The 26,180-nt window shown below is 57.5% G+C and carries 16 protein-coding genes and 2 rRNA genes; 14 read left to right on the forward strand and 4 right to left on the reverse strand.

Features of this window, described 5'->3' with window-relative positions; genetic code table 11:
- Nucleotides 1–65: 65 nt before the first annotated feature.
- The 7 genes from ACYZT1_RS03880 (at nucleotide 66) to ACYZT1_RS03910 (ending at nucleotide 13,614) form a co-directional block, all read left to right on the forward strand.
- Nucleotides 66–2,957: ribosomal RNA gene (locus ACYZT1_RS03880) — 23S ribosomal RNA — on the forward strand.
- Nucleotides 2,958–3,137: 180 nt separating this feature from the next.
- Nucleotides 3,138–3,253: ribosomal RNA gene (gene rrf / locus ACYZT1_RS03885) — 5S ribosomal RNA — on the forward strand.
- A 156-nt stretch (nucleotides 3,254–3,409) separates the two neighbouring features.
- Nucleotides 3,410–6,862 carry an exodeoxyribonuclease V subunit gamma gene (recC, locus tag ACYZT1_RS03890; RefSeq protein ID WP_462017755.1) on the forward strand — a complete coding sequence of 1,151 codons (3,453 nt, stop codon included), beginning with the start codon at nucleotides 3,410–3,412 and terminating at the stop codon, nucleotides 6,860–6,862.
- The gene (gene recB, locus ACYZT1_RS03895; RefSeq protein ID WP_462017756.1) at nucleotides 6,859–10,557 is read left to right on the forward strand and encodes an exodeoxyribonuclease V subunit beta; all 3,699 of its coding nucleotides are present in this window, start codon (nucleotides 6,859–6,861) and stop codon (nucleotides 10,555–10,557) included. Before recC ends, recB begins: the two co-directional genes overlap by 4 nt.
- Nucleotides 10,554–12,638: an exodeoxyribonuclease V subunit alpha gene (gene recD, locus ACYZT1_RS03900; protein WP_462017757.1), complete on the forward strand. Its 2,085-nt coding sequence runs from the start codon at nucleotides 10,554–10,556 to the stop codon at nucleotides 12,636–12,638. Before recB ends, recD begins: the two co-directional genes overlap by 4 nt.
- A 33-nt stretch (nucleotides 12,639–12,671) precedes the next feature.
- Nucleotides 12,672–13,178: an SIR2 family NAD-dependent protein deacylase gene (locus ACYZT1_RS03905; protein ID WP_462019183.1), complete on the forward strand. Its 507-nt coding sequence runs from the start codon at nucleotides 12,672–12,674 to the stop codon at nucleotides 13,176–13,178.
- A gap of 217 nt (nucleotides 13,179–13,395) precedes the next feature.
- A complete protein-coding gene (locus ACYZT1_RS03910) occupies nucleotides 13,396–13,614 on the forward strand; it encodes a hypothetical protein (protein WP_462017758.1) in 219 nt (72 codons plus the stop codon).
- A 167-nt stretch (nucleotides 13,615–13,781) separates the two neighbouring features.
- On the opposite strand, the gene ACYZT1_RS03915 is transcribed toward ACYZT1_RS03910, so the two are convergent.
- From ACYZT1_RS03915 to ACYZT1_RS03925, 3 genes are all read right to left on the reverse strand, one after another.
- Entirely contained in the window at nucleotides 13,782–14,183 is a 402-nt protein-coding gene (locus ACYZT1_RS03915) for a hypothetical protein (protein WP_462019184.1), read from the reverse strand.
- A gap of 1 nt (nucleotide 14,184) precedes the next feature.
- The gene (locus ACYZT1_RS03920) at nucleotides 14,185–15,351 is read right to left on the reverse strand and encodes a polymorphic toxin type 44 domain-containing protein (RefSeq protein ID WP_462017759.1); all 1,167 of its coding nucleotides are present in this window, start codon (nucleotides 15,349–15,351) and stop codon (nucleotides 14,185–14,187) included.
- 344 nt (nucleotides 15,352–15,695) lie between these two features.
- Nucleotides 15,696–16,643 carry a LysR family transcriptional regulator gene (locus ACYZT1_RS03925; RefSeq protein ID WP_462017760.1) on the reverse strand — a complete coding sequence of 316 codons (948 nt, stop codon included), beginning with the start codon at nucleotides 16,641–16,643 and terminating at the stop codon, nucleotides 15,696–15,698.
- Nucleotides 16,644–16,805: 162 nt separating this feature from the next.
- On the opposite strand from ACYZT1_RS03925, the gene ACYZT1_RS03930 reads away from it, so the two are divergent.
- Both ACYZT1_RS03930 and mmsB read left to right on the forward strand, forming a co-directional pair.
- Complete coding sequence (locus ACYZT1_RS03930; protein ID WP_462017761.1) at nucleotides 16,806–18,332, forward strand: CoA-acylating methylmalonate-semialdehyde dehydrogenase; 1,527 nt, start codon at nucleotides 16,806–16,808, stop codon at nucleotides 18,330–18,332.
- A 10-nt stretch (nucleotides 18,333–18,342) separates the two neighbouring features.
- Nucleotides 18,343–19,239 (forward strand): 3-hydroxyisobutyrate dehydrogenase, encoded by an 897-nt coding sequence (gene mmsB / locus ACYZT1_RS03935; protein WP_462017762.1) that lies wholly within the window; start codon nucleotides 18,343–18,345, stop codon nucleotides 19,237–19,239.
- Nucleotides 19,240–19,463: 224 nt separating this feature from the next.
- On the opposite strand, the gene ACYZT1_RS03940 is transcribed toward mmsB, so the two are convergent.
- On the reverse strand, nucleotides 19,464–20,339 hold the full coding sequence (locus tag ACYZT1_RS03940) for a LysR substrate-binding domain-containing protein (RefSeq protein WP_462017763.1): 876 nt from the start codon (nucleotides 20,337–20,339) through the stop codon (nucleotides 19,464–19,466).
- Between the two features lie 132 nt (nucleotides 20,340–20,471).
- Between ACYZT1_RS03940 and ACYZT1_RS03945 the strand changes: the two genes are divergently transcribed.
- From ACYZT1_RS03945 to ACYZT1_RS03965, 5 genes are all read left to right on the forward strand, one after another.
- On the forward strand, nucleotides 20,472–21,236 hold the full coding sequence (locus ACYZT1_RS03945; RefSeq protein ID WP_462017764.1) for a sulfite exporter TauE/SafE family protein: 765 nt from the start codon (nucleotides 20,472–20,474) through the stop codon (nucleotides 21,234–21,236).
- Nucleotides 21,237–21,402: 166 nt separating this feature from the next.
- Nucleotides 21,403–21,993 carry an NAD(P)H-dependent oxidoreductase gene (locus tag ACYZT1_RS03950; protein ID WP_462017765.1) on the forward strand — a complete coding sequence of 197 codons (591 nt, stop codon included), beginning with the start codon at nucleotides 21,403–21,405 and terminating at the stop codon, nucleotides 21,991–21,993.
- A gap of 115 nt (nucleotides 21,994–22,108) precedes the next feature.
- Entirely contained in the window at nucleotides 22,109–23,020 is a 912-nt protein-coding gene (locus tag ACYZT1_RS03955; RefSeq protein ID WP_462017766.1) for a LysR family transcriptional regulator, read from the forward strand.
- A gap of 148 nt (nucleotides 23,021–23,168) precedes the next feature.
- Nucleotides 23,169–24,614, forward strand: coding sequence for a SulP family inorganic anion transporter (locus ACYZT1_RS03960; RefSeq protein WP_462017767.1), 1,446 nt, complete (start codon nucleotides 23,169–23,171; stop codon nucleotides 24,612–24,614).
- A gap of 192 nt (nucleotides 24,615–24,806) precedes the next feature.
- Nucleotides 24,807–26,069 (forward strand): hypothetical protein, encoded by a 1,263-nt coding sequence (locus tag ACYZT1_RS03965; RefSeq protein WP_462017768.1) that lies wholly within the window; start codon nucleotides 24,807–24,809, stop codon nucleotides 26,067–26,069.
- The last annotated feature ends 111 nt before the right edge of the window (nucleotides 26,070–26,180 follow it).

Consider the following 26,180-nt stretch of genomic DNA (forward strand, 5'->3'; position numbering starts at 1 on the left):
AAGAGTATTGCGAATTTTCGGCGAATGTCGTCTTCACAGTATAACCAGATTGCTTGGGGTTATATGGTCAAGTGAAGAAGCGCATACGGTGGATGCCTTGGCAGTCAGAGGCGATGAAAGACGTGGTAGCCTGCGAAAAGCTTCGGGGAGTCGGCAAACAGACTTTGATCCGGAGATGTCTGAATGGGGGAACCCACCTAACACAAGTTAGGTATCTTAAGCTGAATACATAGGCTTAAGAAGCGAACCAGGGGAACTGAAACATCTAAGTACCCTGAGGAAAAGAAATCAACCGAGATTCCCTTAGTAGTGGCGAGCGAACGGGGACTAGCCCTTAAGTGGCTTTAAGATTAGCGGAACGCTCTGGAAAGTGCGGCCATAGTGGGTGATAGCCCTGTACGCGAAAATCTTATTGTCATGAAATCGAGTAGGACGGAGCACGAGAAACTTTGTCTGAATATGGGGGGACCATCCTCCAAGGCTAAATACTACTGACTGACCGATAGTGAACTAGTACCGTGAGGGAAAGGCGAAAAGAACCCCGGAGAGGGGAGTGAAATAGATCCTGAAACCGTATGCGTACAAGCAGTGGGAGCCCACTTTGTTGGGTGACTGCGTACCTTTTGTATAATGGGTCAGCGACTTATTTTCAGTGGCGAGCTTAACCGAATAGGGGAGGCGTAGCGAAAGCGAGTCTTAATAGGGCGTCTAGTCGCTGGGAATAGACCCGAAACCGGGCGATCTATCCATGGGCAGGTTGAAGGTTGGGTAACACTAACTGGAGGACCGAACCGACTACCGTTGAAAAGTTAGCGGATGACCTGTGGATCGGAGTGAAAGGCTAATCAAGCTCGGAGATAGCTGGTTCTCCTCGAAAGCTATTTAGGTAGCGCCTCATGTATCACTGTAGGGGGTAGAGCACTGTTTCGGCTAGGGGGTCATCCCGACTTACCAAACCGATGCAAACTCCGAATACCTACAAGTGCCGAGCATGGGAGACACACGGCGGGTGCTAACGTCCGTCGTGAAAAGGGAAACAACCCAGACCGTCAGCTAAGGTCCCAAAGTTATGGTTAAGTGGGAAACGATGTGGGAAGGCTTAGACAGCTAGGAGGTTGGCTTAGAAGCAGCCACCCTTTAAAGAAAGCGTAATAGCTCACTAGTCGAGTCGGCCTGCGCGGAAGATGTAACGGGGCTCAAACCATACACCGAAGCTACGGGTATCACTTAGGTGATGCGGTAGAGGAGCGTTCTGTAAGCCTGTGAAGGTGAGTTGAGAAGCTTGCTGGAGGTATCAGAAGTGCGAATGCTGACATGAGTAACGACAATGGGTGTGAAAAACACCCACGCCGAAAGACCAAGGTTTCCTGCGCAACGTTAATCGACGCAGGGTTAGTCGGTCCCTAAGGCGAGGCTGAAAAGCGTAGTCGATGGAAAACAGGTTAATATTCCTGTACTTCTGGTTATTGCGATGGAGGGACGGAGAAGGCTAGGCCAGCTTGGCGTTGGTTGTCCAAGTTTAAGGTGGTAGGCTGAGATCTTAGGTAAATCCGGGATCTTAAGGCCGAGAGCTGATGACGAGTGTTCTTTTAGAACACGAAGTGGTTGATGCCATGCTTCCAAGAAAAGCTTCTAAGCTTCAGGTAACCAGGAACCGTACCCCAAACCGACACAGGTGGTTGGGTAGAGAATACCAAGGCGCTTGAGAGAACTCGGGTGAAGGAACTAGGCAAAATGGCACCGTAACTTCGGGAGAAGGTGCGCCGGTGAGGGTGAAGGACTTGCTCCGTAAGCTCATGCCGGTCGAAGATACCAGGCCGCTGCGACTGTTTATTAAAAACACAGCACTCTGCAAACACGAAAGTGGACGTATAGGGTGTGACGCCTGCCCGGTGCCGGAAGGTTAATTGATGGGGTTAGCTAACGCGAAGCTCTTGATCGAAGCCCCGGTAAACGGCGGCCGTAACTATAACGGTCCTAAGGTAGCGAAATTCCTTGTCGGGTAAGTTCCGACCTGCACGAATGGCGTAACGATGGCGGCGCTGTCTCCACCCGAGACTCAGTGAAATTGAAATCGCTGTGAAGATGCAGTGTATCCGCGGCTAGACGGAAAGACCCCGTGAACCTTTACTATAGCTTTGCACTGGACTTTGAATTTGCTTGTGTAGGATAGGTGGGAGGCTTTGAAGCGTGGACGCCAGTTCGCGTGGAGCCAACCTTGAAATACCACCCTGGCAACTTTGAGGTTCTAACTCAGGTCCGTTATCCGGATCGAGGACAGTGTATGGTGGGTAGTTTGACTGGGGCGGTCTCCTCCTAAAGAGTAACGGAGGAGTACGAAGGTGCGCTCAGACCGGTCGGAAATCGGTCGTAGAGTATAAAGGCAAAAGCGCGCTTGACTGCGAGACAGACACGTCGAGCAGGTACGAAAGTAGGTCTTAGTGATCCGGTGGTTCTGTATGGAAGGGCCATCGCTCAACGGATAAAAGGTACTCCGGGGATAACAGGCTGATACCGCCCAAGAGTTCATATCGACGGCGGTGTTTGGCACCTCGATGTCGGCTCATCACATCCTGGGGCTGAAGCCGGTCCCAAGGGTATGGCTGTTCGCCATTTAAAGTGGTACGCGAGCTGGGTTTAGAACGTCGTGAGACAGTTCGGTCCCTATCTGCCGTGGACGTTTGAGATTTGAGAGGGGCTGCTCCTAGTACGAGAGGACCGGAGTGGACGAACCTCTGGTGTTCCGGTTGTCACGCCAGTGGCATTGCCGGGTAGCTATGTTCGGAATAGATAACCGCTGAAAGCATCTAAGCGGGAAACTAGCCTCAAGATGAGATCTCACTGGGACCTTGAGTCCCCTGAAGGGCCGTCGAAGACTACGACGTTGATAGGTTGGGTGTGTAAGCGCTGTGAGGCGTTGAGCTAACCAATACTAATTGCCCGTGAGGCTTGACCATATAACACCCAAGCAATTTGCAGGCTTTGAGCTAACAAGCGAAAGGGCACCAGATTGCGGTGTGTGAAGACGACATGAACCGAAAGTTCGCAGGTTGTACTCACCAGCAGCACACAAACTATCGCATACCCATTCGCTGGAGCGTGAACCTGAAAAGGCCCACGACCTGGCTACCGAATTTCTTGACGACCATAGAGCATTGGAACCACCTGATCCCATCCCGAACTCAGCAGTGAAACGATGCATCGCCGATGGTAGTGTGGGGTTTCCCCATGTGAGAGTAGGTCATCGTCAAGATTAAATTCCAAAACCCCTATCTGCGTATGCAGATAGGGGTTTTGTTTTGTCCGCAGGAAAGTTCGCACAGCATCATCGCCCAGCGTCTGGCTGTTCTGGACGTCCGACAATGCTAAGGTTTGCCCCTAGCTTTTGATATTTTCCAAGGAAGCCTTTATGCCGGACGCAACGTCCCTCAATGCTGGTTTTATGGTGGTTCACGGTAACCGTCTGGACGAGTTGCGCAGCCTGGTGGTGAGCTGGATGCGGCGCTACCCGCTGGCGCCCTTGGAGAATGAAATCGCCCTGGTACAGAGCAACGGTATCGCGCAATGGCTGAAACTGGCGCTTGCGGAAGATCCTGAAGACGACGACTCGGGCGGATGCGGCATCGCTGCAGCCATTGACGTCCAGTTGCCTGGTAGTTTCATGTGGCAGCTGTACCGTACGGTGCTGGGCCGTGAAGAAATCCCGGTCAATTCCTTACTTGATAAAGCCCCGCTGACCTGGCGTCTGATGCGTCTGCTGCCGCAGTTGATTAATCAACCGCACTTCGAACCCTTGCAACGCTTCCTGACGCATGATACCGATTTGCGTAAACGCTATCAGCTCGCCGAGCGACTGGCCGACTTGTTCGACCAATATCAGGTCTACCGGGCCGATTGGCTTGAAGACTGGGCAGAAGGTCGCCATCAATTGCGTAACGTTCGAGGGGAGGTCAAAGCCCTTACCCCCGCCAACTGCTGGCAGGCAGAGTTGTGGCGTGCATTGCTGCTGGATGTTGGTGAACAAGGCATGGCGCAGAGCCGGGCGGGTGTCCATCAACGGTTCATCGAACGGATCAACAACCTCGACGTTGCGCCTGATGACCTGCCCTCAAGAGTGATCGTCTTTGGCATTTCCTCGCTCCCGGCTCAGGCTTTGGAGGCCTTGGCGGGACTGGCGCGCTTCAGTCAGGTATTGCTGTGTGTACATAATCCGTGTCGCCACCATTGGACAGACATCGTTGCCGATAAGGATCTGCTGCGGCATCAATACAAGCGACAGGCGCGCAAAAGCGGCATGCCCGTTGTGCTGGACCCGCACACCTTGCATCAGCATGCTCACCCACTCCTGGCCGCGTGGGGTAAACAAGGACGTGACTACATCAATCTGCTGGATAGCTATGACGACCCCAACAGCTATCGCGCTGCATTTCGCGATGGTCGTATCGACTTGTTCAGCGATAGCCAGCCGCGGAACATGCTCAACGAATTGCAGGACGATATTCTCGAACTGCGACCACTGAACGAGACCCGCGATCATTGGCCAGCGGTGGATTTACAGCAGGATCAGTCAATCCGTTTTCACATTGCCCACAGTGCCCAGCGAGAAGTCGAGATCCTCCACGACCAGTTGCTCGCACGCTTCAGTGCAGATGCTGATCTGCGCCCTCGCGACATCATCGTGATGGTCCCGGACATCGACAGTTACGCGCCGCATATACGCGCAGTATTCGGCCAGATGGAACGGCACGACCTACGCTTCATTCCATTCACTCTTGCCGATCAGGGCCAGCGCGGCCGAGATCCGTTACTGATTGCGGTCGAGCATCTGCTCAAACTCCCCGACAGCCGTTTTCCGGTCAGCGAGATCCTCGACCTGCTGGACGTTCCCGCACTGCGTGAGCGCTTCGGAGTTGAGGAGCGCGACCTTGCGACCCTGCATCGCTGGATCGAAGGCGCAGGCATCCGCTGGGGCATGAATGCCGAGCAGCGAGCGGGTCTGGGTCTGCCCCCGGAACTGGAGCAGAACAGCTGGCGTTTCGGACTGCGACGCATGTTGCTTGGCTATGCCGTCGGCACTGCCAGTGCGTGTGAGGGCATTGAGCCCTACGATGAGATTGGCGGTCTCGATGCAGCATTGATCGGGCCTCTTGTCGCGCTGCTTGATACGCTGGAGGTCGCTCACCAGGAACTGTCTCATCCGGCAACTCCGAAACAATGGGGCTTACGGCTGCAAGCCCTGGTGCAGCTGTTTTTTCAGGCCAGTAACGAGCATGACGACTATTTGCTGGCCCAGCTCGAAGAGCTGCGAGAAACCTGGCTCGACACCTGCGAGTCTGTCGGGTTGCACGATGAATTGCCGTTGACGGTGGTCCGCGAGGCCTGGCTCGCCGGCCTTGATCAAGGTCGATTGTCCCAGCGCTTTCTGGCAGGGTCGGTCAACTTCTGCACGTTGATGCCCATGCGTGCGATACCGTTCAAACTGGTGTGCCTGCTGGGCATGAACGACGGGGACTACCCACGTGCGCAGCCACCGCTGGACTTCGATCTGATGGGCAGTGATTACCGGCCCGGCGATCGTTCCCGGCGCGAGGATGACCGTTATCTACTGCTCGAAGCGTTGCTGTCCGCTCGAGATCAGCTCTACATCAGTTGGGTGGGACGCAGCATTCGCGATAACAGCGAGCGCCCGGCGTCAGTGTTGATAGGCCAGTTGCGCGACCATCTGGCCAGTGGCTGGCGATCAGCCAACCCGGACGAAGAATTGCTTGCGGCCCTGACTCAAGAGCATCCGCTGCAACCTTTCAGCGCTCGTTATTTCCATGAAGGCGAACATCTTTTCACCTACGCCAACGAATGGCAGGTGCTCCACCAAGCCACTGCGGCAAACGCTGAGACAGAAATCCTTGATGACCATGTTCAGGAAGAGCCACTCAGCCTGGGGCAACTGCAGGATTTCCTGCGCAACCCGGTCCGACATTTTTTCAGTCAGCGCCTGAAGGTGTTTTTTGAAGCGACTGAAGTGCCTCTCCCCGACGAGGAGCCGTTCATACTTGACGCACTCCAGCGTTACAGCCTCAGCGACAGTTTGCTCGACGCGGCGTTGGGCCAACTGGATCGCGTCGATCATGCGCTCGAGGCTCAGGCTAAACGTCTGCAAAACAGTGGCCTGCTACCGTTGGCGGGGTTTGGCGAGTACATCCAGCGGGAACTGATCGAACCATTGCCGGACCTCCTTCAGCGCTATCACCAGATCCTCGCATTATGGCCGACGCCGCTCAACAGCGCATTGCCGGTGAGCATCGAACTGCAAGGTTTGCGCCTGGAAGGCTGGCTCAGCGGGCTGCATCAACGGGCTGACGGTGGATTGCTGTCGCTGACCACCATTCCCAACAGCATCGGTTCAATCAAGTCGCGTAAATGGCACCGTCTGACGCGACCCTGGGTCAATCATCTGGTGGCCTGCGCCAGTGGAATGGCGATGACAACTGCGTTGGTAGCGAGCGACGACACTCTGCTGTTGGGGCCGATGCAAGAAGAAATCGCGCTGAACGCTCTGGGTGATCTGTTGATGGCCTGGCAGTCAGGCATGCGCCAGCCTTTACCCATTGCGGTCAAAACGGCATTTGCCTGGCTCGCCCACACAAACCCGGTCAAAGCCGACAGCGCTGCCCGCAAAGCTTATGAAGGGGACGGCCAGAATAGTGAAGGCGAGCGCCGCGAAAGCCCTGCGCTCCTCCGTCAATTCGTCGATTACGACGCGCTGATTGCCGACGAGACTTTCCCTGACTGGTGCAACGCTCTGTACAAACCGGTGTTTGAGGCTCAATGGCGATCACTCACCGGGGAGGAGGCGCGTTCATGACCAGAAAAACGCCTCTGGCCCTGGCCTTCCCATTGCGCGGCAGTCAACTGATCGAAGCCAGCGCAGGGACCGGCAAGACCTTCACCATCTCTGCGCTTTACCTGCGTCTGGTACTCGGTCACGGCGGAGAAATCAGCGGTTTCGGGCGGGAATTATTACCACCGCAAATCCTCGTCGTGACCTTCACCGACGCGGCGACCAAAGAGTTGCGTGAGCGTATCCGAACACGTTTGGCAGAAGCGGCGCGATACTTTCGCGATGAGACTCCCGCGCCGGATGCGCTCATTGCCGATTTGCGTGAGGAGTATCCGTCCGAGCAATGGTCCGGCTGTGCGAATCGACTGGACATCGCCGCACAATGGATGGACGAAGCCGCTGTCTCGACTATCCACAGTTGGTGTCAGCGCATGTTGCGCGAACACGCTTTCGACAGTGGCAGCCTGTTTACGCAAACGCTGGAAACCGATCACAGTGATCTTCTGGGCGAAGTCTTGCGCGATTATTGGCGATTGCATTGCTATCCGATGCAAGGCGATGCGTTGAATTGGGTTCGTACCAACTGGGGTGGACCTGCAGCATTACTGCCGCGAGTACGGGGTCTGTTCGCCAGCCAGCGCGACAGTATTGAGGGCAAAGGTCCGGTCGATCTGATCACCGAGTCTTTGCTGGAGCGCAGTGCTGCCTTGCTCGATCTCAAGATGCCTTGGCGTCAGTGGGCGGACGAACTGCTCGCGATCTGTTACGCAGGTGTCGAAAGTAAAAGTGTCGACGCTCGCAAAATGCAGGCGCGCTATTTCGAGCCCTGGTTCGAAAAGATGAAAGCCTGGGCTGAAGATGAATCCATCGAGCTGTTGGATATCGGTACCGGTTTCACGCGGTTGACGCCCAAGGGAATGGCCGAGGCCTGGAAAAAAGGCGACGTCCCCATTCACCCTGGCCTGGAGGCGATGGCCGGGCTCAAGGCAAGTCTCGAAGGCTTGCCAAGTCCGGATGCCGTCGTGCTGGAACACGCCGCGCGGTGGGTGGGTGCACGGTTCGAAGCAGAGAAGCGGCGCCGCGCTGAAATGGGCTTTGATGACATGCTGCTGCGCCTCGACGCGGCGCTGCAATCCGAGGGCGGCGAACGCTTGGCTACCTTGATTCGCGAGCAGTTCCCGGTAGCGCTGATCGATGAGTTTCAGGATACCGATCCGGTGCAATATCGGATTTTCGAGACCATCTATCGAATAGAAGACAACAACCCGGAGTGCGGCCTGTTCCTCATCGGTGATCCGAAGCAGGCCATCTATGCGTTCCGCGGAGCAGATATTCATACCTATCTGCGAGCTCGTCTGGCGACCGCAGGTCGTCTTCATACACTTGGCACAAACTTCCGCTCCAGCCACGGCATGGTCAGCGCGGTGAACCATGTTTTCCAGCGGGCCGAATGGCGTGAGTCCGGACGGGGCGCTTTTCTGTTTCGAGAAAAAAGTGGTGACAACCCCGTACCGTTTCTGCCGGTCGCGTCTCAGGGGCGCAAGGAATTTCTCAGTGTTCACGGTCAGGTGCCACCCGCTCTGAACATCTGGCACTTGTCCGCGGATCAACCAATGTCCGGCTCCGGTTACCGCCAGCAGATGGCCGCGACTTGCGCCAGTCAAATCACGGCGTTGCTCAACGGTGGTCAACAGGGCGCCGCGGGTTTCATGCGCGATGGCAAAGACTTCAAAGGTCTGTTGCCGGCCGATATCGCCATTCTGGTGCGCGACGGTAAAGAGGCTCAGGCCGTACGCGCAGAACTGTCCGATCGGGGGGTGCGCAGCGTTTATCTGTCGGACAAGGACTCGGTGTTCGCCGCTCAGGAAGCTCACGATCTGCTGGCCTGGCTCAAGGCCTGTGCAGAGCCGGATATCGAGCGCACGCTGCGGGCGGCATTGGCCTGCATCACCCTTGATCTGTCGCTGACCGAGCTGGAGCGTCTGAACCAGGACGAATTGGCGTGGGAAGCGCGGGTCATGCAGTTCCGTGGCTATCGCGAGCTCTGGCGCAAGCAGGGTGTGCTGCCGATGCTGCGACGTTTGCTGCATGACTTCCGGCTACCGCAGACCTTGATCGCCCGCAGCGATGGCGAGCGAGTCCTGACCAATTTGTTGCACCTGTCGGAGTTGTTGCAACAGGCGGCTGCTGAACTCGATGGCGAGCAGGCACTGATTCGCTACTTCTCCGAGCATCTGGCCTTGTCCGGGCAAGCGGGTGAGGAACAGATCCTGCGCCTGGAAAGCGATGAGCAACTGGTCAAGGTCGTGACCATTCACAAATCCAAAGGGCTTGAATATCCCTTGGTGTTCTTGCCGTTTATTTGTTCGGCAAAGCCGGTGGACGGCAGCCATTTGCCGCTGCATTACCATGACGAGAACGGCAAACCGCAGATAACCCTCAAGCCCACGCCGGAGCTGATTGTGCTGGCAGATAATGAGCGACTCGCCGAGGATTTGCGTCTGCTGTATGTCGCACTCACGCGTGCGCAACACGCCTGCTGGTTGGGTGTTACTGATCTCAAGCGTGGCAATAACAACAATTCGGTCCTGCACCTCTCGGCATTGGGTTATCTGCTCGGCGGGGGCGCGCCTCTGGCCGAGTCGGCTGGTTTGAAGCGCTGGCTGGAAGACTTGCAGCAGGACTGTCCGGCAGTTGTGTACGATGAAGTGCCTGAGCCGACCGCCGAGCAGTACCATCCTGCGCCGAACAATGCGCGGTTGCTTGCACCGCTGATTCCCACACGCAAGGCCAGCGAAAACTGGTGGATTGCTTCTTACAGTGCATTGCGCATTGGCGACAATCTGAGCGTGGGCAGCGACGAAGCGCCGGAGAACCCGCAAGCGCAAAAACTGTTCGATGATGAACGCCTGGATCCCGAAGCACCGCGAGAAGTCGTCGCAGGTGGCGCCGATATTCATCGGTTCCCGCGAGGTCCGAGCCCCGGCACCTTCCTCCATGGTCTGCTGGAGTGGGCCGGTGACGAAGGTTTCACCGCAACGCCTCAAGCCATAGAGGACGCCATTGCTCGTCGTTGCAACCGCCGGGGTTGGGAAGGCTGGATCTCGACATTGACTGACTGGCTGCAACACCTGCTCAAAACGCCCCTGCCGGTCGGCGCTGATCAGGCACCGGTGATATTCGAGCGGCTGACTGAGTACCGCGTCGAGATGGAATTCTGGTTCGCCAGCCATACGGTCGACGTGCTCAAGCTCGACGAGCTGGTCTGCAAGCACACCCACAATGGCGTTGCTCGTGTAGCAGCGGAGCCGGTGATGCTCAATGGCATGTTCAAAGGCTTTATCGACCTGATTTTCGAACATGATGGCCGCTATTACGTCGCGGACTACAAATCCAACTGGCTGGGTGTCGATGACGGGGCGTACACCGAGCAAGCCATGGAGCAGTCGATCCTGGATAATCGTTACGACCTGCAATACGTGCTGTACCTGTTGGCGCTGCACCGTCAGTTGAAGGCGCGCCTCGCCGACTATGACTATGACTACGACCGGCATATTGGCGGCGCCGTGTATCTGTTCCTGCGGGGCACGCGCTCGCCACGCCAGGGTGTGTATTTTGCCCGTCCGCCAAGAACGTTGATCGAGCGTCTGGATCGCCTGTTTCAAGGCAAGCCTGAACCCAAAGCCGAACCTGCGTGGGTTCAGGGAGAACTGCTGTGACTCGCACCTTCGCCGATTTGTTGCCCGTGCCATTGGCGGGCGAAAGCGTGACGAGCCTGACGCCGTTGAGCCGCGCCGATGACCTGCTGAAGTTACTGACCCGCTGGGTCGAGCGCGGCTGGCTAAGGGCGCTGGACAAAGCCTTCGTGGCCTTTCTCCACGAACTGGCGCCCGATGACGATCCACTGGTATTGCTCGCTGCCGCATTGACCAGTCATCAATTAGGCCATGGCCACGTGTGCCTGGATGTGTTGGAGACGCTCAAGGAACCTGACTTCGCGTTGTCATTGCCACCGGAAGGTGACGTGCAGGGCGGCGCGATGCTGCTGCCGTCGCAGTTACTGGAAGCTCTGGACGGCGCTCACTGGTGCAAGGTGCTGGCCTCGAGCAGCCTGGTCGCATTGGCAGGCGATGAGGGTGAAACCGCGCTTCAAAGACCTCTGGTGCTGTCCGGAACGCGGCTGTACCTGAGGCGGTATTGGGCCTATGAACGCCGTATCGACCAAGCGTTGCGCCTTCGCCTGGCTGAGCACGAAAACATGCCGGCGGATCTCCCCGAACGCCTCACCGCTCTGTTCGGGCCTTCACAGCATGACGCAGTAATCGATTGGCAAAAACTCGCTTGTGCCCTCGCGACCCGTAGCGCATTCAGTATCGTCACGGGCGGCCCCGGAACGGGCAAGACCACCACGGTCGTGCGCTTGCTGGCTTTGCTTCAAGCGCCGGCAGTAGAAGCGGGCAAACCGTTGCGGATACGACTCGCCGCGCCCACGGGCAAAGCCGCCGCTCGGCTGACGGAGTCCATCAGCCAGCAAGTCCGCACGCTGGACGTCGATGAAGCCGTGCGCAGCAAAATTCCTTCGGATGTCACCACCGTGCACCGTCTGCTGGGCAGTCGGCCGGGTACCCGACATTTCCGTCATCACGCCGGCAATCGCTTGCCACTGGATGTTCTGGTGGTGGACGAAGCCTCGATGATAGACCTGGAGATGATGGCCAACCTTCTCGATGCCATGCCGGCCCATGCCCGACTCGTCCTGCTCGGTGACAAAGACCAGTTGGCATCGGTTGAAGCCGGCGCCGTGCTGGGCGATTTGTGCCGCGATGCCGAAGCCGGTTGGTACTCCCCGCAAACCCGCCAGTGGCTGGAAGACGTCAGCGGTGAAAACCTGGACGGCAGCGATTTGCAGGAGGACCTGCACGGAGCGCATCCACTGGCTCAGCAGGTGGTGATGCTGCGACACTCACGTCGGTTTGGCGAGGGCAGCGGCATTGGCCAACTGGCTCGGCGGGTCAACCAGCAGCACGCCGAGGATGCGCGTCAGTTACTGGTGGCGGGCGGTTACGACGATGTGTTTTCTCTGCACCTGAAAGGTGAGCACGACCGGGCGCTGGAGCGCTTGTTGCTCGAAGGCCGTCATGAGGGGCCGCAAGGATATCGCCATTACCTGAGCCTGCTGCGCAACCAGCGGCCACCGCTCGACAGTGCGCTTGAAGATCCGCGCTGGACCGAGTGGGCGCAGCAGGTGCTGCAGGCGTTCGACGCCTTCCAGTTGCTCTGCGCTGTCCGCAAGGGTCCGTGGGGCGTCGAAGGCCTGAATCAACGCGTGACCGAGTCGTTGCTCAAGGCTCGATTGATCGACAGCAATCAGCAGTGGTACGAAGGTCGACCGGTGCTGATGACTCGCAACGATTACGGCTTGGGTCTGATGAACGGCGACATCGGCATCGCCTTGAAACTGCCGGAGCGCGAGGGCCCCGAGGCGGGTCGTCAGGTGTTGCGAGTTGCCTTCCCGCGCAACGACGGCCAGGGCGGCGTGCGGTTTGTATTGCCGAGCCGGCTCAATGATGTCGAAACCGTGTACGCAATGACCGTGCACAAATCCCAAGGCTCCGAGTTCGCTCACACGGCGCTGATTTTGCCCGATGCCCTGAACCCGGTTCTCACCAAAGAGCTGATCTACACCGGCATCACCCGGGCCAAGCATTGGTTCACATTGATCGAGCCGCGCACCGGCGTATTTGAGGAGGCGGTGCGCCGCAAGGTCAAACGCTTGAGCGGGTTGATGCTGGAATATTAGTCGGCAAACAGCATCTCCCGCTCCTTTGACAGTATCTACGAAACCGCAGCAGGTGAGCGCGGGGCTGGGGCGTTAACTACAAAAATATATCATGATGATGACATTGCGGATTGTTTACGCAGGCATGAGCGAGTTTTGATAAAGAGCCATGGGACGATATCGTCGCCAAATAAATTGATTTTCACAAGAACCGATTACGCCAAAGCTAGAAACTCTCATAGTCAATTCTATGAGCTTCTAGACGCACTTCTTCGCACCCATACCTTCATTTTCGTTGGTTGTGGCGTGAGCGATCCCGATATTAGATCGCTATTAGAAAACTACAGATACAGACATCCTTATGGGCAGAGCCATTACTTTGTAACTGCTTCAAAAAATTTCTGTTCGGAGGTTAAATCTGTGCTGAGTGAGTCGCTAAAGATAAACTTCATAGAGTATGCTGCGACCAAAGATCATGCCAACTTATCGAAGGAGTTGGATTCATTAAAGGAGCTAGTCGAACTTGAAAGAATTGAGTTGAGTAAAAATCAAGCATGGTAGCCACTATAACTTGTACTCAGCATCCGTTGTAGTCCGTTTACTGCCGACCATGGTTGCTAAGGGGGCGTTAAATTCGGTGCCATTGGGTGGTTAGGTTGATTGCAAATGGGTGGTCAGGTCAGTGCAATTACCCTGGTGTCAGCGGATCCGGAAAAGTAGTCCTAACCAGCGGCGAGCTGATCTAGGCTTTCCGGATCATTACTCAAGGACGATAGCTATGTCAGATAACCCAGAAGCCAACATCGCTACAGCGGACGCACTGACCTTGCTCCTGCACAACCAACACGCCATATGTGCGGCAATTGAAGAGGTCACCAACTGGCTCTCAGAGAACGGAGTAGGGAGTTTGGCCGTTAACGCGTTAGCGGCCATGGAAACGCTAGACACAAATGCTCAAGCGATCACAGATGCTATTATGCGGCTACGACAGTCGTAGGCCCGCACTCTGGCTACCCACCATGTCACCTATCGATGTCTTGGTTGACTCCTTATCACTCTTGGAGTTAGCCAAATTGGGACTTTGGGCGAAGCCTTTGGGAATGTCGTCTGTATTCTACTCGGTGGCTGTACTGAGTGACCTTGCCGTGGTGCTGGTAGGACGCCTCAGGGGCGGAAAGGGTCAGGTTCGCCTGCACACTGTTTCAAACGACTGATGACGTCAGGGGCAGTTATAGCAGTGTCGATTCGACCTGTAGCATCAAGGTAAATGTCTATCATCCTTCCCCATTTCGGCGATACATAGAAACACCTCTGAGCCCCCTTGTCGGTCCACCAATCGAACCTCATGAAGAAATCCTTATCAGGAAAAATATGGCCCCACTCAACGGATGCGCCGCCACCTATGGGCATTTCACCCTTATAGATTCGATGCTGAGTGTTCCAGATGTATCGAAACTCTTCCTTTCCTTCATGTGAAAAATTGACTGCTACGACTGGAGACGCCAAGTACCAAAATGCAATGGGGAAGACTAATAGGACGACAAGCGCCCAACGGCCATACCTGATTTTAGTTTTGCTTGCATTTGTGTTCACGGATGCCTACCCCCCATGCTTCTGGTGTTACTGCAAGTACTTCGTTCATTACCATTTTTGCCGTAACCCCCCCATTCGGATGTTGGCTGAATAGCTTGATCCCAATGCTGATCGAAGTCCGGTCCGGGGCGTCGTCCCATGCACGTAGCCCGTCAATGTCGGCCGAGCGATTAGGCCCCGGAAGTTTTCTTTCCTCTTTAGGTTTCTTTAGGACCTCGCCCACTTTTCTGAGTGAGTCTGAAACGATCTGCTCGGCTCCTGCACCATCCAAAAGGACGCTTTCGGACAGTCCACCAGCTCGCCCGACGTATCCATAGTGGATGTTCGACCAAATATCATAGAAGTAATCGTAATCACCCTGTTTGTGGTAGACGACGCCATTGTATTTCGCGGCGAGTATCGGCTTGTGGTCCCACGGGCGATCTTGACCCACACGCTCAGTAAAAAGAGCCATAGCAGCCGCGCCATTTGAAGCACCAATAGCTTGGGGGCTGGTTGCACCAATCTGGGCATACCAAGGCAGCGCCATTTGCTTGCGTGTCTCCTCCGCTACGTCGTAGCTGAGCAGCGCCTTCATCTTCAAGACTGATGGATGGTTAATGTTGGTGTTCATCTCTCCAGCGATGTAAGCCGCAAGTTCTTCCATCATGTCAGGGTCTTTACAGACGGCAGGTTCCGCTTTTGCCTCAGGCTTCTCCTCAGGCTTCTCAGCGGCTGCTTTAGGATCTACCAATGCGTTCGCCGCTTTAGCCTTCTCTGTGAGCTTAGGGTCGGTCAACAAGGTAGCCATCTTCTCGTCGTCCACAGAACCATCAGGCCGGAACGCTCCAAGGGCCATGAAGTTGATGATGGTTGCGCCACCAGCGTCCCCCATGACAAAGCCACCACCGACATCCCCAGACCCCGTGATGATCGTCCCGCCATGGCTGGTAGGGCTCCCTAAGTGGGCCATAGGACGGCCATTCACCTGAATGGAAGGAAAGCCTGTAGTGATGACCGCCCCACACCCGCAGGTATCACCAACACGAGCCGAGCCCATAAAGTTAATGTTGACGTCACCGCTGGCAGAGGCAATAGGGGTAGTGCCGTGACCCGGCAATGGGCAGACGTGTTTGTCACCCAATCGAGCAGAAGAAATCATTGCATGTCGTCCTTGCGTCTTTCATTCCATGGGACCGTAACCAGTCTTTAAGCTGGCTCGCGGAAGGCTACCGGAAACTGATGGAGGAGTCAGTAAGACAAGTCCTAATACTGACCGGAGCGGCCCTATGAGAATCTGACAGAAAAATCTGAATGACCACCTCATTACGGGTATGTGCAGGCGTCCCACCATGGGAGCCCTCGCGTGGCCTTTATCCCATGCCTGTGCGTCTCTGCATTTCGTTATCGAGGTGTTACAAGTTGAGTACCAACTCCTGTTACAAACCGTTGGAAAAGGCCTTCTGACCTCGTTACGATGCCGCCACCTGATTCCTTGAAAAACTATTAGTCGGCAAACAGCATCTCCCGCTCTTCGCCCATCAATAAACCCTGATTCTGCTCAGTGACTGCGCGGATGTAATCCCACAAGAGGGTGATCCGCTTCAACTTGCGCAGATCCTCTCGGCAGTACATCCAGAACTGCCGGGTAATGTTGACCTCCTCTGGCAACACCGGCAGCAACCTTGAATCCTGAGCGGCGAGGAAGCACGGCAAAATTGCCAGTGATCGCCCCTGTTGTGCCGCTACGAATTGCGCAATCACACTGGTGCTGCGCAGGTTGGCGCTGGCGCCAGGCAACACGTTTGCCAGGTACAGCAGCTCTGAGCTGAAGGCCAGGTCGTCGACATAACTGATGAATGAATGCCTGGCCAGATCTGCCGGGCGGCGGATGGGCGGGTGTTTGTCGAGGTAGTCCTGAGTCGCGTACAGCTGCAATCGGTAGTCACATAATTTGCAGCAGACGTAGGGGCCATGCTCCGGGCGCTCCAGGGCGATGACGATGTCCGCCTCGCGTTTGGACAGGCTGATGAAGTGCGGCAGGGGCAGGATGTCCACCGAGATCGCCGGGTAAATATCGACGAAATGGCTGAGCTGCGGAGTAATGAAAAAACTGCCGAAGCCTTCGGTGCAGCCCATCCGCACATGCCCGGACAACGCGACGCCGGACCCGGACACCTGCTCGCAAGCCATGTGCAATGTGCTTTCGATTGATTCGGCATAACCCAGCAATCGCTGGCCTTCAGCCGTCAGGACAAACCCGCTGGTCCGGGATTTTTCGAACAGCAATGTGCCCAGCGCGGTTTCCAGCGAACTGATGCGCCGCGACACGGTGGTGTAGTCCACTGCCAGGCGTTTGGCCGCGGTGCTTGCCTTGCGGGTACGGGCAACCTCTAGAAAAAACTTGAGGTCGTCCCAGTTCAGAGAGCCTAACGACGTGATGTTTTTTTGCATGTTGGACCGGCTTTTATGTGCGTTCTTATTAGAAGTTTGCACATCTATACTCCAAAAACAGTCCGACAACCAATTCGCGACGCACGCCTGATCGCAAGGCGATTTACTCGCCCAGGCTCCCCCAAAGTTCTCTCGATAAAAACAACGTCCAGGAGACCAGACATGAACGTATCGCTCACGCCAAACGAAACCACCGTTCAGCAGGTGAAACTGTTGATCAACGGTGAGTGGGTGGAGTCGCAGACCACCGAGTGGCACGACATCGTCAACCCGGCGACCCAGCAAGTGCTGGCGAAAGTGCCGTTCGCCACCGCGCAGGAAGTCGACGCCGCCATTAGCGCCGCACATCAGGCTTTCCAGACCTGGAAGCTGACGCCGATCGGTGCGCGGATGCGCATCATGCTCAAGCTTCAGGCGTTGATTCGTGAACACTCCAGGCGCATCGCCGTGGTACTCAGCACTGAGCAGGGCAAAACCATCGCTGATGCCGAGGGCGACATTTTCCGTGGTCTGGAAGTGGTCGAGCATGCGTGCTCCATTGGCACGCTGCAGATGGGCGAATTCGCCGAAAACGTGGCCGGCGGCGTAGACACCTATACCCTGCGCCAGCCCATCGGCGTCTGCGCCGGCATTACCCCGTTCAACTTCCCTGCAATGATTCCGCTGTGGATGTTCCCGATGGCGATCGCTTGCGGCAACACCTTTGTGCTCAAGCCGTCCGAACAGGATCCGCTGTCGACCCTGTTGTTGGTCGAACTGGCGCTTGAGGCCGGTGTGCCGGCCGGCGTGCTTAACGTCGTTCATGGTGGCAAGGACGTGGTCGACGCACTCTGCACGCACAAGGACATCAAGGCTGTTTCCTTCGTGGGCTCAACCGCCGTCGGCACGCATGTGTACGACCTGGCCGGCAAACACGGCAAGCGTGTGCAGTCGATGATGGGTGCGAAAAATCACGCGGTGGTGCTACCGGACGCCAATCGCGAGCAGGCACTGAACGCATTGGTCGGCGCCGGTTTCGGAGCCGCCGGGCAACGCTGCATGGCAACATCGGTGGTGGTGCTGGTGGGCGCGGCCAAACAGTGGTTGCCGGACCTGAAAGCGCTCGCGCAAAAACTCAAAGTGAACGCCGGCAGCGAGCCGGGTACTGACGTCGGTCCGGTCATTTCCAGGCGCGCGAAGGCGCGAATTCTCGACCTGATCGAAAGCGGCATCAAGGAAGGCGCAAAGCTGGAACTCGATGGTCGCGATATCACGGTTGCCGGTTACGAGCAGGGCAACTTTGTCGGTCCGACACTGTTCTCCGGCGTGACCACCGATATGCAAATCTATACCCAGGAAATTTTCGGTCCGGTGTTGGTCGTGCTGGAAGTGAATACGCTCGACGAGGCCATCGCGTTGGTCAACGCCAATCCTTTCGGCAACGGCACTGGCCTGTTCACCCAGAGCGGTGCGGCGGCGCGTAAATTCCAGACTGAGATCGATGTCGGCCAGGTCGGTATCAACATCCCGATCCCGGTGCCGGTGCCGTTCTTCAGCTTCACCGGTTCGCGCGGTTCCAAACTCGGCGACCTGGGCCCGTATGGCAAGCAAGTGGTGCAGTTCTACACTCAGACCAAGACAGTCACCAGTCGCTGGTTCGATGACGACAGCGTCAACGACGGTGTGAACACCACCATCAACTTGCGTTAAGGAGCCGGACATGAAGATCGCTTTTATCGGCCTGGGCAACATGGGGGCGCCGATGGCGCGCAACCTGATCAAGGCTGGCCATTCGCTGTGCCTGGTCGATCTGAACACAACCGTGCTGACCGAACTGGAGCAACTCGGTGGCAGCATCAGCCCGTCCGCGCGTGAAGCTGCGCAAGGTGCTGAACTGGTGATTACCATGCTGCCCGCCGCCGTGCATGTGCGCAGCGTCTGGCTGGGCGAGGACGGCGTGCTGGCGGGAATTGCCCCAGGCGTGCCGGCGGTGGATTGCAGCACCATCGATCCGCAGACGGCGCGCGACGTTGCCGCCGCCGCCGCCAAACAGGGCGTCACGATGGCCGATGCGCCCGTGTCCGGTGGCACGGGTGGCGCAGCGGCCGGGACGTTGACCTTCATGGTCGGCGCGACGCCAGAACTGTTTGCCACCCTGCAACCCGTATTGGCCCAGATGGGCCGCAACATCGTTCATTGTGGCGAAGTCGGCACGGGGCAAATCGCCAAGATCTGCAACAACCTGCTTTTGGCTATTTCCATGGTCGGCGTCAGTGAAGCGATGGCGTTGGGCGATGCGCTCGGGATCGACACCAAAGTGCTGGCAGGCATCATCAACAGTTCCACCGGGCGCTGCTGGAGCTCCGAGATGTACAACCCATGGCCGGGCATCGTCGAAACGGCACCGGCCTCGCGCGGCTATACCGGCGGCTTCGGTGCCGAGTTGATGCTCAAGGATCTGGGCCTGGCCACCGAAGCGGCGCGTCAGGCGCATCAACCCGTGATGCTTGGGGCGGTGGCGCAGCAGTTGTATCAGGCGATGAGTCAGCGCGGAGAGGGTGGGCAGGATTTTTCAGCGATCATCAACGGCTATCGCAAACCCCAGCCAAAGGTTTAACCGGGATTGTGACGAAGGGGCTTGCCTGTGGTGAGGGGGCTTGCCTGTGGCGAGAGGGCGTGCCTGTGGCGAGGGGGCTTGCCCCCGCTGGAGTGCGCAGCGCTCCCCCGTCCCGTTCCTCAGTCAAACCGCGCAGGCAGGTTTTACGGCGGCTTCGCCGCCGAACGGGGGTAACCCCCCTCGCCACAGGACATCAAGCTGTCCGGAAACGCGCTTTATTGCCGCTACTGGGTCAACGCTTGGAGCAGTGCCAGGGCGTATCCCGGCAACGCGGCGAAATCACCGGCGCAGAGTAAAAGCTTGCGTTGCGCCCAAGGCTCCCGCAATTGAAAGATCTTGAAAGTGCAGGCGCTGCGCTCGACCGCTGCCAGCGGCACGATAGCCAATCCTGCGCCTCGGGCGACCATGCGCATCACGCCGTCGAAGCCATCGGCGCGGATGCGGATTTGCAGGCGCGAACCGGCGTGTAACGCTTGTTCTTCGAGATATACCGCCAAGGCACTGTGTGCGGCAAGCCCAACGTAATCGTGCGCAAGCGTCTCGCCGAAAGTGGGCGCCTGGCCGCCTGCGAGCGGATGACTCGGCGGCATGATCAGTACCAGCGGATCGTCGCGAAATGGCAGGGTTTCGAGGTTGTGCGTGTCCACCGCGTCGGAGACGATGCCGAGGTCGGCGGCGCCGTGGCGCAAGGCATGAGTGATGCGCAGGCTAGGCATTTCCTGCAGGTCGATGTCGAGATTGGGATGCGCGCGCAGAAAGTCCGCCAAAACCTCCGGAAGATATTCGGTGATTGCAGTGGTGTTGCATAACAGGCGCACCTGGCCTTTGACGCCGACCGCGTATTCAGCCAGGTCCTGCTGCAGGCGTTCGGCATGCTGCAGCAAGACGCGGGCATGTTGCGCCAGGGCTTTTCCGGCGGCGGTTGGCGTGACGCCACGGCGACCACGCAGCAGCAAGTCGACACCGAGCGAGGCCTCCATGGCGCGGATTCGCGCACTGGCAGCCGCCAGTGAAAGACAACTGCGCGCGGCGCCGGCGGTGATGTTGCCGCTGTCGAGAACATTCAGGTAAAGGCGCAGGTCGATCAGGTCGAAGTGCATTGGTACAACTCCGGGAGGTGTGTGGACCGTGCGAAGGCGTCAGTGAGATCCACTTGAGCCTCTGTTGAAACAAGAGGCAAGCTCAGTATATGGCAGATTTTCTCCGAGCCATTCCACGCCCAGAATAAATCCATGAGTACATTCTTCGATTTCTATCAAAACCTTGGTCTGACCTTTTCTGTGCTGGTCGTTGCCACATTTCTGCTCGCTGGTACGGTCAAAGGTGTGATTGGCCTCGGCCTGCCCACTGTCGCCATGGGTCTGCTTGGTCTGGCTATGGCACCGTCGCAGGCTGCGGCATTGCTGATCATTCCCGCTACCGTCACCAACGTGTGGCAACTGACATTCGGTGGTCATTTGCCCGATTTGTTACGACGTTTGTGGCCGATGCTGCTGGGGATCTTCCTTGGCACCTGGATTGGCACGCTCTGGATCGACATGGCGGACAGTCACTGGATGGTGCGAGGCTTGGGCGGCGCATTGCTGCTCTACGCCATGAGCGGATTATTCCTGCCGACCTTGCGGGTGGGCGGCAGCGGTGAACGCTGGCTCGCTCCGTCATGCGGCATTGTTACCGGCATTATCACGTCTGCAACCGGCGTCTTCGTGATCCCGGCGGTGCCGTATCTCCAAGCACTGGGTTTGAGCAAGGATCAACTGGTGCAGGCGCTTGGCTTGTCATTTACGGTATCGACCCTCGCACTCGCCGCCGGCTTGCTGTGGCGGGGGACTTTGGGTGGCGCTGAATTGGGCGCGTCATTGCTGGCGTTGATTCCGGCGGTAATCGGCATGTTGCTCGGGCAATGGCTGCGCCAGCGGATCAGCGCTGTGTTGTTCAAGCGTGTTTTTTTTGTGGGTCTCGGCACTCTGGGCGGGCACTTATTGATTAGCGGATAACCCTTGTCGGGCCGTGATGTTGGTGCGCAGATCGAATTTTTCGGCAACAATCAGCTGGCGATTCGTGCGTGCAGGTCAAATGAATTTTGTCGAATCCGGGCTTATTCCGTGCGAGGCAGATCGGTAATCTGCCTCCATCAAACTTCCTGACCTTTCGAGCCTTCTCATGAAAAAAGTACTGTTACTCAATGGCGGCAAAAAATTCGCCCATTCCGACGGCCGCTATAACTCCACGCTGCACGACGCCGCACTGAGCGTGCTGGACCGTGGCGGTGTCGACGTGAAAACCACATTCATTGACGAGGGTTACGACCTCGCCGAGGAAGTCGCCAAATTCCTTTGGGCCGACGTCATCATCTATCAAATGCCCGGCTGGTGGATGGGTGCACCCTGGACGGTGAAGAAGTACCTCGACGAAGTGTTCACCGAAGGCCATGGCAGCCTCTATGCCAGCGACGGCCGGACCCGTTCCGATGCATCGCAGAAATACGGCAGCGGCGGCTTGTTGCACGGCAAGCAATACATGTTGTCGCTGACCTGGAACGCGCCCCGGCAAGCCTTCGATGACCCGACCGATTTCTTTGAAGCCAAGGGCGTGGACGCGGTGTACTTCCCGTTTCACAAGGCCAACCAATTTCTCGGCATGACCGGCTTGCCAACGTTCCTTTGCGTAGACGTGATGAAGCGCCCGAACATCGAGGCTGATGTGGCGCGCTATGAACAGCATCTGAACGAGGTGTTTGGCCTGTCGGCGTAACCCTCGGCTACTATCGGTATACGTGGCGGCTGGCTTTGCGACGGCTGCGCCATCGAACGGGGGCAAGCCCCCTCGCCACAATGGAGCCGCGCCGCACTATCGATAGGGGACACCCGTGAAAGCCAGATCCGATGAATTGCAGATTTTCGTCTGCGTGATTGAATGCGGGTCCATTTCCGCCGCTGCCGAGCAGGTGGGGCAAACACCGTCGGCGGTCAGTCGCACGCTGTCGCGGCTGGAGGCGAAACTCGACACCACGCTGATCAATCGCACCACGCGACGCATGGACCTGACGGAGGAGGGCAAGTACTTTTTCGAACACGCCAAGCTGATTCTCGATCAGATGGAAGAGCTCGAAGAACGCCTGTCCTCCCGCCAGCAAACCCCTTCCGGACGTTTGCGCATCAACGCTGCAGCGCCTTTCATGCTGCACGCCATCGTGCCGTACATCGACGAGTTCCGCCGGCTCTACCCGGACATTCACCTGGAACTCAACAGCAACGACCTGATCATCGACCTGCTTGAGCAGAGTACCGACATCGCCATCCGAATCGGCACGCTGGCAGACTCGACGCTGCACGCGCGGTCGCTCGGATGCAGTCCGCTGCACATCGTCGCCAGTCCCGCCTACCTGGAAAAACATGGCTGTCCTGTGCAAGTGGCCGACCTGGCCCAGCATGCACTGCTGGGGTTCACCCACAACGAAGGCCTCAATCAATGGCCGCTGCGCTACGTGCACGGTGATCGCTGGCCGATCGAGGCGTCGATCAGCGCCTCCAGCGGCGAGACTATACGGCACCTGGCGCTGGAAGGTCAGGGCATCGCCAGCCTGTCGCATTTCATGACCATCGAAGATATCCGCGCCGGGCGTTTGAAAGTGGTGCTGGCGCAATTCAACAGCGGCTATCGCCAGCCGATCAACGCGGTGTATTACCGCAACTCGCAACTGGCCTTGCGGATTCAGTGCTTCCTGGATTTCATTCAGGGCAAATTGGCCAGCTATGCGCTCGCCGACTTCGCCGGCTGATGGGTGATTGCGCAAACACGCACTTGTGGCAAGCGATGCGGCGGGCCGACTTGCCCGCGGAAGGCGTGTGCGGATCCAGTGAAAGTGGCCGGATCGGCCTCAATTCCGTAACATCCGCTTCCTCATTTCCTTGCCGTGTCCATCCCCCATGAAACCACAACGTCTGCGCGCCGATGTCCTGGCCGGGCTCACCACCTCATTCGCCTTGCTCCCCGAATGCATCGCCTTCGCGCTGGTCGCCCACCTTAACCCGTTGATGGGGCTTTATGGCGCGTTCATCATCTGTACCCTGACCGCGCTGTTCGGCGGACGGCCGGGGATGGTTTCGGGAGCGGCCGGTTCGATGGCGGTGGTCATCGTTGCGCTGGTGGTGCAGCACGGGGTGCAGTACCTGCTTGCCACGGTGTTGCTCGGCGGATTGATCATGCTCGCCTTCGGGTTGCTCAAACTGGGCAAGCTGGTGCGGATGGTGCCGCACCCGGTGATGCTCGGGTTCGTCAACGGCCTGGCGATCATCATTGCCTTGGCGCAACTCGAACACTTCAAAAGCGGTGAAACCTGGCTGACTGGCACACCGCTGTACCTGATGGCGGGATTGGTCGCGGCGACGATGGCCATCGTCTACCTGCTGCCGCGTTTGACCCGCGCCGTGCCACCGGCGCTGGTTGCAATTCTCAGCGTAGGGCTGGCGGTGTATCTGCTGGACCTGCCAACCCGCACGCTGGGTGACATGGCGCACATCGCCGGTGGCTTGCCGGCCTTTGCATTGCCCGACATTCCCTGGACCCTGGAAACCCTGCGCATCATCGCGCCTTATGCGATTTTGATGGCGCTGGTGGGCCTGCTGGAAACCCTGCTGACCCTCAACCTCACTGACGAAATTACCGAAAGCCGTGGCTTCCCCGATCGTGAATGCGTGGCGTTGGGCGCGGCCAATATGGTTTCCGGTGTGTTCGGCGGCATGGGCGGTTGCGCGATGATCGGCCAGACCGTGATCAACCTCAGTTCTGGCGGTCGCGGCCGGCTGTCCGGGGTGGTGGCGGGCGTGCTGATTCTGTTGTTCATCCTGTTCCTGTCGCCGCTGATCGAGCGCATTCCGCTGGCCGCGCTGGTCGGCGTGATGTTCGTGGTCTCGCAACAAACCTTCGCGTGGGCGTCGCTGCGCGTGTTGAACAAAGTGCCGCTGAACGACGTGCTGGTGATCGCCGCCGTCACGATCATCACCGTGTTCACCGATCTGGCGACCGCCGTGCTCTGCGGCATCATCATCGCGGCACTCAACTTTGCCTGGCAGCAGGCTCGCGAGCTGTACGCCGACGCGCACCTCGAAGCCGACGGCAGCAAGCTCTATCACCTGCACGGCACGTTGTTCTTTGCCTCGACCACGCCGTTTCTCAATCAGTTCGACCCGGCCAATGATCCTGCAGTGGTGACGATCGACTGCCGGCACCTGAGCTTTGTCGACTACTCGGCCATCGCCGCGCTGAAGACGTTGCGTGAGCGTTACGCAAAGGCCGGCAAGCACCTTCGGGTACTGCATCTGTCGGAGCGCTGCAAAAAGCTGCTCAAACGTGCGCGGGTGAATCACGACTGAACGATGGGCCAGCCCGACGGCCCTGTCTACTGTCACATCTGACAGTAGACAGGGCCGAATAACAGCGCGGAGAATTCTCGTACTGATAAACGCGCTTTATCCGAGCGAACGATGCAGCGGAGAGTCCAGCCTGCAGGGATTGCGGTTATTGGTGATGTTTTTTTGGAAACCTCATCACTTAGGGTAAATGACATGGAAACAATTACCGATAAACCGACGTCTACCACCCCGCCGGCTCACCGCGATCTAGAGTTTGCCGTCAACGGCGAATTCAATCTTGGGACGCTTACTCACGACCTCGACATTGATCGTCAAGTGAAAGGCATGGAAGTATTGGGCAACGATAAAATCCTTGTCGCGGCTTCGTTTGCTCGCGGTCTGAAAGGCCTCTTTGGTCTGCTCCAACTTGAGCCCGACGGTAGCCCCGACCTTACATTCGGCGATCGGGGGCTGGCACTCGGCAGCATTGCCAACAGCTACGATTGCGGTGCAGGCAGAGTCGTCGTTCAAGCCCCTGACATCTTCATGGTGGGCTGGTTGCGCCGGATTGCTGACGGACCGCCAAGTCTTGTGGTCACGCGCTTTGACGACCAAGGCAAGATTGACAGTAATTTTGCCGACAATGGTCATCGTGTGGTCGACGTCCCTCACCTTGGGTTGCTGGATCCCGATTCCAGCAAGCTGCTGGCGCTGGCTGACGGAAAAATCCTCGTCAGCGCCAATTATAAGAAAGGTGCTGCTTCCACCGGTCTACTCGTGCGCATCGACGATCAGGGCGATCTGGACCCTGATTTTAATGGGAACGGGCTGCTCGAAATCGAGCATGAGGTCTTTACCAGCACCACGGCCAACGGTTTCAGAGTGCAGGCCGACAAGCAGATTCTTGTGGCGGGCGGTGCGCAGCGAGCAGACTCTAACGTTCAGGGGTACGTCGCGCGTTACTCGCACGCAGGTGAGTTGGACACAGGGCACGGCGGGCCCGATGTTCCCGGATTTTCGACCATGCAGGTGGGCACTGCTGCGCTGACTTTCAACGGGTTGCTCGCCCCCGCCGAAGACAAGGTCATTGGTTTCGGCCAGATCAGCGGCGGCGAAAAGGATTATGCAGTCCTGGCCGGTTTCGACCGCAACGGCGGTGGTTATCCCGAGTTCAATAACGGCGCCCCGGTGTTGACTTCATTTCCGGATGAACTCGGCAGTGGATGGTTCGACGCGCACATCCAGCCCGACGGGAAAATTCTCTGCGCTGGCGGACCCGGCCGTCTCTATATAGTCCGGTATCTGGCGAGCGGTCGCGTTGATCCCTCCTACGGGCTTAATGGTTTGATACAAGAACTACTTTCCCTGCATTCACAACATGTGTTCGTTCGGACACAAACCAATGGCCGTACGATTCTGGCCGCGAACATTGAGGGTCTCGGGTTGGGAAGCGTGTTCAGATACAAGGACAACTGAGTGTCTGCAACGGGCGCGATGTACAGATCGAACGATGCAAATAACATCGTTCGATTTTCATATCTGATGCCCTGCCATACCTGCGCGCGAAAATCGGATCAAACTCGCCCT

The sequence above is a fragment of the Pseudomonas sp. PB3P13 genome, from assembly GCF_054897735.1.

What these genes read in the sequence shown, in the direction of transcription:
- mmsB (WP_462017762.1), top strand. Translation starts at nt 18,343, where the DNA reads ATGAAGATCGCTTTTATCGGCCTGGGCAACATGGGGGCGCCGATGGCG.
- ACYZT1_RS03960 (WP_462017767.1), top strand. Translation starts at nt 23,169, where the DNA reads ATGAAACCACAACGTCTGCGCGCCGATGTCCTGGCCGGGCTCACCACC.
- ACYZT1_RS03920 (WP_462017759.1), bottom strand. Translation starts at nt 15,351, where the DNA reads ATGATTTCTTCTGCTCGATTGGGTGACAAACACGTCTGCCCATTGCCG.
- ACYZT1_RS03945 (WP_462017764.1), top strand. Translation starts at nt 20,472, where the DNA reads ATGAGTACATTCTTCGATTTCTATCAAAACCTTGGTCTGACCTTTTCT.
- ACYZT1_RS03910 (WP_462017758.1), top strand. Translation starts at nt 13,396, where the DNA reads ATGTCAGATAACCCAGAAGCCAACATCGCTACAGCGGACGCACTGACC.
- recC (WP_462017755.1), top strand. Translation starts at nt 3,410, where the DNA reads ATGCCGGACGCAACGTCCCTCAATGCTGGTTTTATGGTGGTTCACGGT.
- ACYZT1_RS03925 (WP_462017760.1), bottom strand. Translation starts at nt 16,643, where the DNA reads ATGCAAAAAAACATCACGTCGTTAGGCTCTCTGAACTGGGACGACCTC.
- ACYZT1_RS03930 (WP_462017761.1), top strand. Translation starts at nt 16,806, where the DNA reads ATGAACGTATCGCTCACGCCAAACGAAACCACCGTTCAGCAGGTGAAA.
- ACYZT1_RS03950 (WP_462017765.1), top strand. Translation starts at nt 21,403, where the DNA reads ATGAAAAAAGTACTGTTACTCAATGGCGGCAAAAAATTCGCCCATTCC.
- ACYZT1_RS03965 (WP_462017768.1), top strand. Translation starts at nt 24,807, where the DNA reads ATGGAAACAATTACCGATAAACCGACGTCTACCACCCCGCCGGCTCAC.
- recB (WP_462017756.1), top strand. Translation starts at nt 6,859, where the DNA reads ATGACCAGAAAAACGCCTCTGGCCCTGGCCTTCCCATTGCGCGGCAGT.
- ACYZT1_RS03940 (WP_462017763.1), bottom strand. Translation starts at nt 20,339, where the DNA reads ATGCACTTCGACCTGATCGACCTGCGCCTTTACCTGAATGTTCTCGAC.